The 9,603-nt window shown below is 33.2% G+C and carries 10 protein-coding genes and 1 pseudogene; 4 read left to right on the forward strand and 7 right to left on the reverse strand.

All coding sequences use genetic code 11. The features are described from left to right. Window positions 1–214: 214 nt before the first annotated feature. Complete coding sequence (locus ACIQYS_RS22015) at window positions 215–430, reverse strand: serine hydrolase (protein ID WP_402985128.1); 216 nt, start codon at window positions 428–430, stop codon at window positions 215–217. 502 nt (window positions 431–932) lie between these two features. Here ACIQYS_RS22015 and hpaB point away from each other — a divergent pair. Then, window positions 933–2,378 (forward strand): 4-hydroxyphenylacetate 3-monooxygenase, oxygenase component, encoded by a 1,446-nt coding sequence (hpaB, locus tag ACIQYS_RS22020; protein WP_402985114.1) that lies wholly within the window; start codon window positions 933–935, stop codon window positions 2,376–2,378. A gap of 172 nt (window positions 2,379–2,550) precedes the next feature. On the opposite strand, the gene ACIQYS_RS22025 is transcribed toward hpaB, so the two are convergent. Beyond that, a complete protein-coding gene (locus ACIQYS_RS22025; protein ID WP_402985116.1) occupies window positions 2,551–3,420 on the reverse strand; it encodes a cation diffusion facilitator family transporter in 870 nt (289 codons plus the stop codon). An 893-nt stretch (window positions 3,421–4,313) separates the two neighbouring features. Here ACIQYS_RS22025 and ACIQYS_RS22030 point away from each other — a divergent pair. Continuing rightward, a complete protein-coding gene (locus tag ACIQYS_RS22030; protein ID WP_402985118.1) occupies window positions 4,314–4,445 on the forward strand; it encodes a YjcZ family sporulation protein in 132 nt (43 codons plus the stop codon). Window positions 4,446–4,642: 197 nt separating this feature from the next. Next, entirely contained in the window at window positions 4,643–4,819 is a 177-nt protein-coding gene (locus ACIQYS_RS22035) for a hypothetical protein (RefSeq protein WP_402985120.1), read from the forward strand. 536 nt (window positions 4,820–5,355) lie between these two features. On the opposite strand, the gene ACIQYS_RS22040 is transcribed toward ACIQYS_RS22035, so the two are convergent. Together ACIQYS_RS22040 and ACIQYS_RS22045 are read right to left on the reverse strand one after the other, a co-directional pair. Beyond that, complete coding sequence (locus ACIQYS_RS22040; protein ID WP_093268161.1) at window positions 5,356–5,475, reverse strand: YjcZ family sporulation protein; 120 nt, start codon at window positions 5,473–5,475, stop codon at window positions 5,356–5,358. Window positions 5,476–5,687: 212 nt separating this feature from the next. Further along, window positions 5,688–5,813, reverse strand: a pseudogene (locus ACIQYS_RS22045) (NAD-binding protein); the annotation flags it as partial. Window positions 5,814–6,127: 314 nt separating this feature from the next. Between ACIQYS_RS22045 and ACIQYS_RS22050 the strand changes: the two are divergent. Continuing rightward, on the forward strand, window positions 6,128–6,997 hold the full coding sequence (locus ACIQYS_RS22050; RefSeq protein WP_402985122.1) for a polysaccharide deacetylase family protein: 870 nt from the start codon (window positions 6,128–6,130) through the stop codon (window positions 6,995–6,997). A gap of 528 nt (window positions 6,998–7,525) precedes the next feature. On the opposite strand, the gene ACIQYS_RS22055 is transcribed toward ACIQYS_RS22050, so the two are convergent. The 3 genes from ACIQYS_RS22055 to ACIQYS_RS22065 form a co-directional block, all read right to left on the reverse strand. Next, window positions 7,526–8,278 (reverse strand): hypothetical protein, encoded by a 753-nt coding sequence (locus tag ACIQYS_RS22055; RefSeq protein ID WP_402985124.1) that lies wholly within the window; start codon window positions 8,276–8,278, stop codon window positions 7,526–7,528. Further along, window positions 8,278–8,769 (reverse strand): RNA polymerase sigma factor, encoded by a 492-nt coding sequence (locus ACIQYS_RS22060; RefSeq protein WP_402985126.1) that lies wholly within the window; start codon window positions 8,767–8,769, stop codon window positions 8,278–8,280. Before ACIQYS_RS22060 ends, ACIQYS_RS22055 begins: the two co-directional genes overlap by 1 nt. A 356-nt stretch (window positions 8,770–9,125) precedes the next feature. After that, window positions 9,126–9,599 (reverse strand): GNAT family N-acetyltransferase, encoded by a 474-nt coding sequence (locus ACIQYS_RS22065; RefSeq protein ID WP_402985130.1) that lies wholly within the window; start codon window positions 9,597–9,599, stop codon window positions 9,126–9,128. Between the last annotated feature and the right edge of the window lie 4 nt (window positions 9,600–9,603).

Here is a 9,603-nt window from a genome sequence, read left to right on the forward strand (position 1 = left end):
TATGGATTTTCACCATCTGGAATTCTATTTCGTTATCGTTCTTCCAGTCGTTTCATCGAGATGACGTCTCTGTCCGATAACGAAAATGAAGGGCGTTGACTACGTCAGCCCCCAATGCGACTGCCCGTCGCACAAATAGACCATCGAAATGTTGATGGTCTTGTTTGCTAAAAAAATCGTTTGTTTAACAACACATTATTAAGAGGGTTTAAATTTACTTTGCTTGGTACATTTTATCTTTGAGTGCCATAAAATTCTTAGAAATACTTTGAATGCTCATCAATGTATTACCATCAATTGGTCGATTTACTGGTTGAATCTGGGAGTACCCGAAACCTTTAGAATAGATAATGTCCGAGTCTTTAACAATTGCAACGCTTAATCCTACTCCCTGCTGATTATTAATAATTTCATTAAGATAATCTGTTATTTGATTTAGTTTGTATTTAGATCCGTTTCATACTTGTCCCCTTTTCCATCTATGAAAAACTTTACCGTTACCCGTAAAAAAACTACTTCGTTAACCTGCCATAAAAACTCTTCTTATGTCTATAATTCTATTAAGTTGGCAATAATCCCTTTAATATGACTATTTTAGGTGGAATGGAATAGTTACTGTCAAAAGCATGGGCTTCGTTTGAAACTGAAAAACGAAAAGAGTCTTTTCGTCGCAAATGTTGACTTGTATTACCTAAATGATTAAATAAATTAACCAAAAGACATCACACCTTTCCTTTTAACGTCAGTGGTATATTATACCAATTTTTTCTGGTTAAACTAAACTGCTCCTTTAGTGAAAGAAGGAATATTAACATGCTCTTTTCACATAGGTTAATTTTATTAATAGTAATAAAATATTGAATGTCTTAAATGGTTAAAACTGCTATAATCGTATACTTTTTATAAAATCGATTAAAATTGGGGAGTGAAACATGGGCGCTATTAATGGAAAAGATTATATTAACCGATTAAATCAGCTAAATAATGAAATATGGTACGACGGTGAAAAAATTGAGGGGCTACTCTCTGACCATCCTGCCTTTAAAGGACTTATTCAGTCAAAAGCGGCTCTTTATGATTTACAACATGACCCAAAAATAAATGATGAGATGACCTTTATTTCACCAGTATCAGGAGAACTTATTGGTCTTTCCTATTTGCAACCAAAAACGAAAGAGGACTTAATAAAAAGAAGAAAGATGACTGAACATTGGGCTAGGTATTCAGGGGGGATCATGGGGAGAAGCCCAGATTATTTGAACACAGTTTTAATGAGCTTTGCTTCTTCAGTATCCTTTTTAAAAAACAAGGACAAATGTTTTCCAAATAATCTACAAGCATTTTATGAATTGTCCAGGGAAAAAGACCTGTCGTTTACACATACCTTTATTTCTCCTCAAGTGAATCGTTCTCATATCTACTTTGAAAATACCGATGAGCCAATTGCCGCAAAAGTTATTGATAAAAATGAAGAAGGAATTATCATTAAAGGTGCCCGTCTTCTTGCTACGCAAGGTGGTTTAACAGATGAAGTATTAGTTTTTAGCGTTGGTAAATTTCTATTTAATGAAGATGAAGCTTTTGCTTTTTCTATCCCTTCTAACACGAAAGGAATCAAGTTTATTTGTAGGGATACATTCATCGGAGGTCAATCTTCTTTTAATCATCCATTAAGCTCGCGGTTTGAAGAAATGGATTCTATCGTTGTCTTTGACAATGTATTAGTACCTTGGAATAGGGTATTTTACTACAACAATGCGGAAGTAGCCGAAGAATTCCCAATTCAAAGCGCTTTCCATCCTTTTACTAAGCATCAAGTGTTGACTAGACAAATTGTAAAAACAGAGTTCGTCTTAGGTATTGCTGAGCTTCTTATTGAAACGATTAAAATTAGCGAGTATCAACATATCCAAGAAAAAATGTCAGAAATCATCATTGGTCTAGAAACGATGAAAGCTTTGTTAGAAAAATCTGAAAATAACGCAAAATTAGATGAATGGGGATATATGCGGCCAGAAATTTTCCCGCTTCAAGTTGCTGGTAACATCTTTCCTAAAATCTATCCTCGTTTCACTGAAATTATACAGCTAATCGGAGCTAGTGGAATGATTACATTGCCAACCGAAAAAGCATTTCATTCTATTATTAGAAATGACTTAGATTTGTATCTTCAAGGAGCAACGAAGACCGCAGAGGAACGTGTAAAAATTTTTCGTTTAGCTTGGGATCTAACAATGAGTTCATTTGGAACAAGACAAACCCAATATGAGCGATATTTTTTTGGCGACCCGATTCGATTATCAAGCGATTTATATAAGAAATATCCCAAAAATGAATATATAAAGGTAATTAGTAATTTCTTAAATTTAAAAGAGTAACAGAAGTTCAATTATTATCTTAAAAGAATAAAGGTTTAATAATTCCTTTTTAGGATCAAAATACTACGCTCAATTTTTTTATACATTGAGCGTTCTGTAATTTTTGAAATGCATTCAAATTAAAAGAAACGCTAAGAGGAAAGGATATATTAGATAATACTTTCATTATTAATTAATTTGGCTCTACATGAACATGTACATCATAGACACCATGATCTTTCATCATGACTTTTTCAACGTGGCTAGCAATATCATGAGCTTCTTTAATACCTAACTTAGAATTAACAAGGATTACTACATCTATTACCTCATTACTACCGTAGTTTCTCCCCCTAATTTCTTTAATCCCCTTAATTCCATCTACTTTTGTAATTACATTCCGGTATAGTTCAATTTTATCCACATCAAATCCATCTGAAAGCTCATGTGAAGCTTCCTTAAAGATATCCCAAGCTGTTTTACAAATTAATAAACCTACAATAACCGCCGTTATCGTATCAAGCCATGCCATATTGAGTTGTGATCCGAATATACCTACTGCTGTTCCTATACTTACCCAAGCATCTGAAATGTTATCTTTTGCAGCTGCCATAACTGCTTTGCTCTTTATTTGATTTGCCAATTTTTTATTATAGCGATAAACAAAATACATGACTATTGCTGAAAAAACACCCACGTATGCAGCAAGAATATTAGGAGTTTCTTTTTCACCGTGAAACATGGAGCTAATTGCATCATTCAGTACTTGTATTCCAACTGCTAACATAATAAATGATGCAATCATAGATGCAATTGTTTCACTTTTCCAATGACCGTAACCGTGGTCTTTATCTGGTGGTCTTTGTGAAAGTCTAAGTCCAATAAGTACTGCAATTGAAGCAATGATATCGGTTGCGTTATTTAGACCATCTGCTTTTAATGCTGAAGAGTCACTCATATACCCAATAACCAGCTTCAAGATGGATAGACATATATACGCAATAATACTAATTATTGCACCACGCTCACCTAATTTAAGGTCATTATACTTATTATCATCCATATTATTTCCTCCTTATACACTTGAACCATTCAAACTAGATAGTTTAATACGTAAAGTTTCGTCTTTATATAATTGTTTCCTTGAAGCAAAAAAAACCCTCGACTGATAGCAGTCGAGGGTTTTGGATTAAAAAAGCATTTTATGTTAAATGAAATTTTCTTCATATTTTATCACTCGCAAAGTTTTTGGCATTTTTACATTATATCATGCTGATTATTATATATCAATCCGATAAATCCTTGATGTTTTATTCTTTACTTTCATAAAACGAAATCATTGTTACGTTATTGATACATACCGTAACCTTATTTCCCTTTGTACTTACATAGTTTAGTTTTCAATTGTCTTATTCTATTCAATCAACCAGCTGTCTTAGTTGAAGTGTAACATTTCACAATGGATCGTTGGAATCTCTTTGATGTTTTGGACGGAAAAACAGGTCATCGAATAGAATGTTTTTAATAAATGCAGTTGCATTTAAAAAGTCTAATTGTTCACTAAAAGAAAATAAGAAAGAGATACGCTCACTTTTTTTATTTGCTTTGTGGCTGCATAATCTTCCCTTGTGAAGCTAAAACCACTTACAGTTTGAATTTCATCTGCATGGAAGGTACATAGGTAGATACTCTTCTTCAATGTTCATAATATAAAATCCCCTTTTTACTTTCTTTTCTTATTCAACAAAACTGCGACGCTAGTAAAATCAATCATTATTTCTATAATTCTATTAAGTTGGCAATAACCCCTTGATGGAATTGTTACTGTTAAAAGAAAATAATGCGACGCTAGTGATACTTATCACATTAGTCCAAGTCCATTCATATTTTTGACATAAACTATTTTTAAGGATGTATTCAAGTAATCCTTAATCTTAATGCAGGAGGTGAAAATATATGAGTAATGAAACATATGATGAAAACTATAGCGGTGGCGGTAATAACATAAACTCAAGCTTTGCATTGATTGTCGTATTGTTTATTCTCCTTATCATCGTAGGCACTTCTTTTGTAATGAAAGGTTATTAAACTCTATGTGGTGAATAATATTTGATATTTTCCACTTCATTGAGTATTACCACCTCGATTAATACGGATAATGGGCAGGTTCAAACGATCTGCCCTTTATTACAGACGATTTGGCGGATAATACGAAACCACCAATATAAGGGAATTTATTTAGCACGGATTCAAAGAATGTTCAAACTATAGAAAGGAGGGATATTATGGAACCGTTTGTTATGAGAAACATGGGCCGCCGGGTTATGATGAGAGATAGAATGGGTAGAAGACGCATCGGAATGATAGATGGAGTTGTCCCAGGAAGAGGAATGTTTATACGAAATCGCTTTAGAAGAGAATTTTTTCCTTTCTTCTTAATCGCAACACTATTTTTAATATAAAATTAAGTCGGAATGCGATTAGCCCTCTATTTCATACAATTGTATAACTCTTATGTATTAGTATTTAGTAATCAAATACTTTCACCTCATATTTGTTTAAAAAGACAAACATAAAAAGTCGATTCCCTAAATAGATAAAGGGATCGACTTTTTAGATTGAAAATTTATTTTGTTATATCAGCTAATTCTTGTAATGTATTAGTAAATTGATCGTTCAATGATTTAATGCATCCTTTCGGGTACAAACTTCATTAGCGGAGAAAATTGTATCTAATAAAAAAAAGAAAGAAATTGCAGGAAGTAATTGAGAACCATCTAAGTTTCACCGTAGATGACAAAAGGTTTATAACAGTGAAAGTGAAACATGGATGGGAACATAACAAATAGAAATTGCACGATAAATACGATTTTCCCGCAGTTTCTTTACAGTAAAAAACGACCAACTCATTCAGGAGAAGGTCGTTTTTTAGAAGAGGAGGTTCAAAAACGGATTGTTACTCTCTCGATTAATCCAAATAATCTACATCATTTTTGGTTTAGTATCTCATAAAAGTTGCTCCAACAATGATTAGTAAGATAAACAATACTACAATCAATACGAAGGTCGATCCGTTGTTACTGTACCCACCATATGAGCTTTCACCACATCCATACATAATATATCCACTCCTTTCCTAATGATATTTATAGCTTATGAAGAGATTTTGTTATAGATAAGGTAATTTATCATGTATCGAAGAATTAAATTTGCTGGTTTTGTTGGTGCAAATTTTAACTAAACACAGAATTTAGGAAGCTATTTTCAATTAGACTTTCAAGCCCCACCCACAATTAAGTGTGCAGGACAAAATATTATTTACATTTACAAAGAAGCTACCAGCTTAGATAGACTATGTTCATGCGCACGGAATTTATTCCGTCGATGAATAATCTTCACACTTTTGGCAATTGGCTCCAAAGTCAAAGCCCAATCTACCGCTGAGTCTCCTCCACCATCAATAAACTTTAGATAGACGGCTCGCATCATGCAGCCCATCTTTGATGGAGATATTTTATCAGAACATACAATAGCAAAAGTGCAATATTACAAACTTTTTCCTATCTTCATATTCCATGAGAATCAATGAAAAGCAAAAAAAAACAATCACGATTTAATTGGGTTTACTGGAAAATGACATAAATTAACTCATATTTCAAGTAAGATAGCAATACTCAATAATAATTCAAGAAAAATGGAAACTATTTTCCTTCTTTTTGAATAAATAATCCCTGTTAAAAAGGGTATTAATATAAAAAGGAGATGAATGGATGAAAGATCGAATATTCAAGTGGTTGTTGGTTGCCGGGTTTTTATTTTGTTTTCATATAATAGATGTCATGACTGTTTATGCGAATGAGGAACCCTTGGTGAATGTATCGCGACAATGGTGGAAAGCGGACGTACGGGATAATCCGAAAGAAGATTTTCCTGACCCTAAAGGAGTATCTGAAAATCCCGAGCGGGAACGTAAGCAGCCTGTTGACCTGAGAATTTTACAACAACGGTATCCAGATATATTTTTCTTACAAGGTCCTACTGATCAAAAACGAGTTGCTTTAACTTTTGATGATGGTCCTGACCCACGTTTTACAAAGAATGTATTAGATGTATTAAACCAGTACAATGTACCAGCAACTTTCTTCATGTTAGGTTCAAAAGCCGTTGCTAATCCTAAAATTGTAAAGCAAGTTCAAAACGGGGGCCATGTAATCGGAAACCATACGTACTCCCATCCTAACCTTGTTGAAGAATCCAACTTGGAGACCCTAGAGCGGGAAGTAACTAGAACGGAAAATGCTCTTAACGACATTATTGGTTACCGGACAAAATTATTTAGACCACCATATGGCTTCTTATACAATGAATTAGTCGACAAGCTTGGCGAAATGAACTATTACGTTATTGCCTGGTCGGTTGATTCGTTGGATTGGCAGGAAGACCCGCCGGAAGTTATTGCTTCGAATGTATTAGACAACATTCATCCAGGCGCGATTATTCTTATGCACGATGGGGCAGAATCGGGCGGAGATCGAACCAATACAATCAAATCGCTTCACCAAATTATCCCGGCACTGCAAAAGCAAGGCTACGAGTTTGTCACGGTTCCAGAATTGTTGAATATTCCTTTTAAGAAATAGAATGTATCTCTTGTTAACAACTTATTTTAGGTTCAATTGATACGTATTCGTTTATTTGGTGGTAAATCTGAAACGCCAAGTCCATAGATTACAAGGTCAATTCATCGTCAGCTTTAGTAAATGCAGCTGCATCTGTCGTTGGTGAAATACCAGTACAAACCCAGTGTTGACAAGGTATTTAGGAAAGATCTGCTTACAGCAAAGGGAAAACTCTTATTACAGGAACACACTATCTCCTATGAAAAAATTTAATACTGAAAACTACATACCTTGTTGGTTTAGTTTATTAGAGAAACCTCATTTGCTTATGATAAGGTTCACCGTAGTTATTTAAGAGGCAAAAAGCAGCATTGGAAATTACCTTTCAATGCTGCTTCTAATTAGTCAATGCAAACAAACTACGATACAATAAATCCTCGCCACTGATTGGTATTGGTTTCTTAATTCATCTTGTAGCTTTTTCTACTAGTTATTCTTTTCTCCAGTTAACTTAGTTCTCTGTACAATATTATTAACACCTTGATTATTTTAATTAAGCTTTAATGAAATAGAATTTGATTCTTGAGTTACAACAATATTTTGTTGTTCAGAGTTTCCATCTGTATATTTTACAATTACTTCGATTATTATGTCATCAACTATTACATCGTTACCATCATGAGGAATTGCAAGTGTATATTTATATTTATCCTGTTCATTATACATAACTGTATAGGAATTCCCGATTTCCTTTATACCTTGGTATATATCTGAACCAGGCTCACCGTAAATTATATATATTTTTTCTAATAACAACCTGTCTTTGTTTTCTATCTCTTTAGTTGTAAGTGTAACATCTTCAATAAAATTTCCTTTGTTTATTGTATAAGTGATTGAGTCGATATGTTCTCCAGTTATATTTAACATAACATTTGTAAAAATTAAATTAGCTCCATCACCACTTACACTATTTAAAACACCTACTCTATGTTCAGTTGATAATTCAAAAGTAGCTTTTTCTGATGAAAGATTTGTATTAAGCTGATTACCATCATCACTCAATGCATAAGCTGTGATTGCAAAATTTGCAACTTGGAGCTCTCCATTCTTATTAAAAAATGGAATGCCTATCATAACTGACAATAGGATTCCAAATGCACATGCTACCGAAATCCACCTTTTTAAATTTAATGCTCCCGATTTTTTATTTTCTATAATATTGCAATTCTCTTTCACACGATTTTTCATAGTTTTTGACATTTCAATAGAATTAACAGCATCTTTGATTTTATCAAAGTCCATCATTCATTCTCCTTTCGATATCTTTCTCGAATAAGCGCTCTTCCCCGTTGTAATCGCTTTTTTACTGCTGATGTAGTAATGGCAAGTATTTTTGCTATTTCCTCTACTTTATATCCCACTACATAATAAAGTAATAATACAATCTTCTGTTTATTTGGTAATTTCATAAGATGGTCGAGCAAACCATAGTTTTCATCACCTTTACAATATAGTTGCAAATCATTAATATCCATATGTTTACGAATAATATTGTACCTTCTCATATTCTTGCAGCGATTAGTGGCAATAGTAATCAACCATGCTTTCTCATGTTCTGAATCGTTAAAAATTGGAGATTTAGTTAAATAAGTAATAAAAGTGTCTTGTACGACATCCTCTGCATCATTCTCATTGCATAGAATAACAAGACATATTCTAAATAGCATATTGCCATATGTATCAACAATTCGCTCTATATCTAGTTCAGTCGAACAAACTAATTGTTGCAACATGCATCAACTCCTTTCACTTATAACACAAATGAAGATACCATTTGGTGACTTTCTGTATAAAATAATTTTATGAAAATAATTTTAGCTTAATTTAAGCATCATTAGATGTTGTTGTAGGAATATGAGTGTCTATAGTGAACAAAAGGCTAGAAAAAAAACATCATAACTAATACGTAACCCGTTCAGTTCAGTGGTACAATTATTCGAGATAACACTCAAATCGGTATTCGAATATTTAACAAAAGCACTCGTTGGTTGAATAAGGTTTTGCCACTCTTTGGATTAACATTGTACTTATACAGAAAAAAGAGACACCATAATAAAATGATGACTCTTTCTTATTCAGTGAATTAATCTCAGACAAATCGCCAAAAGTATAATTCTTCTGTTTCTTTATACATTTCCGCCCCTGATTTTTCTAAAACCCTGTGCGATGGAATATTATCTTTATCTGTATCAGCAATAACGAAAATAACATCGGGCTGATTTAACAACCAGTTTTTCAAATTATTAATAGTTTCCGTCATATAGCCGTTTCCTTGAAATTCAGGGAGAGTATAATAACCTATTACTACTTCACCATTTTCATTTGGAAGACCTTTTAACATTATTCCTCCAATACTACAGTTTTTATCTTTCGACACGATTAACCAATTGGTATACCAAATATAATTTTCCTCATCACCTAACAACTTTGAAAGTCTTATTTCCATAGCTTGTTTAAGTTCAGGACTAAGAAATCCCCCTCTGTTAGGATAGAAGTCGTACGAGGCTAACGTGATATGATTAAGTAAATTACACGGAGGTCGATCGATATGACAAAACAAAATGGAA

Source organism: Psychrobacillus sp. NPDC096426, from assembly GCF_044762745.1.
In the GTDB taxonomy this organism is placed as follows: Bacteria; Bacillota; Bacilli; order Bacillales_A; family Planococcaceae; genus Psychrobacillus.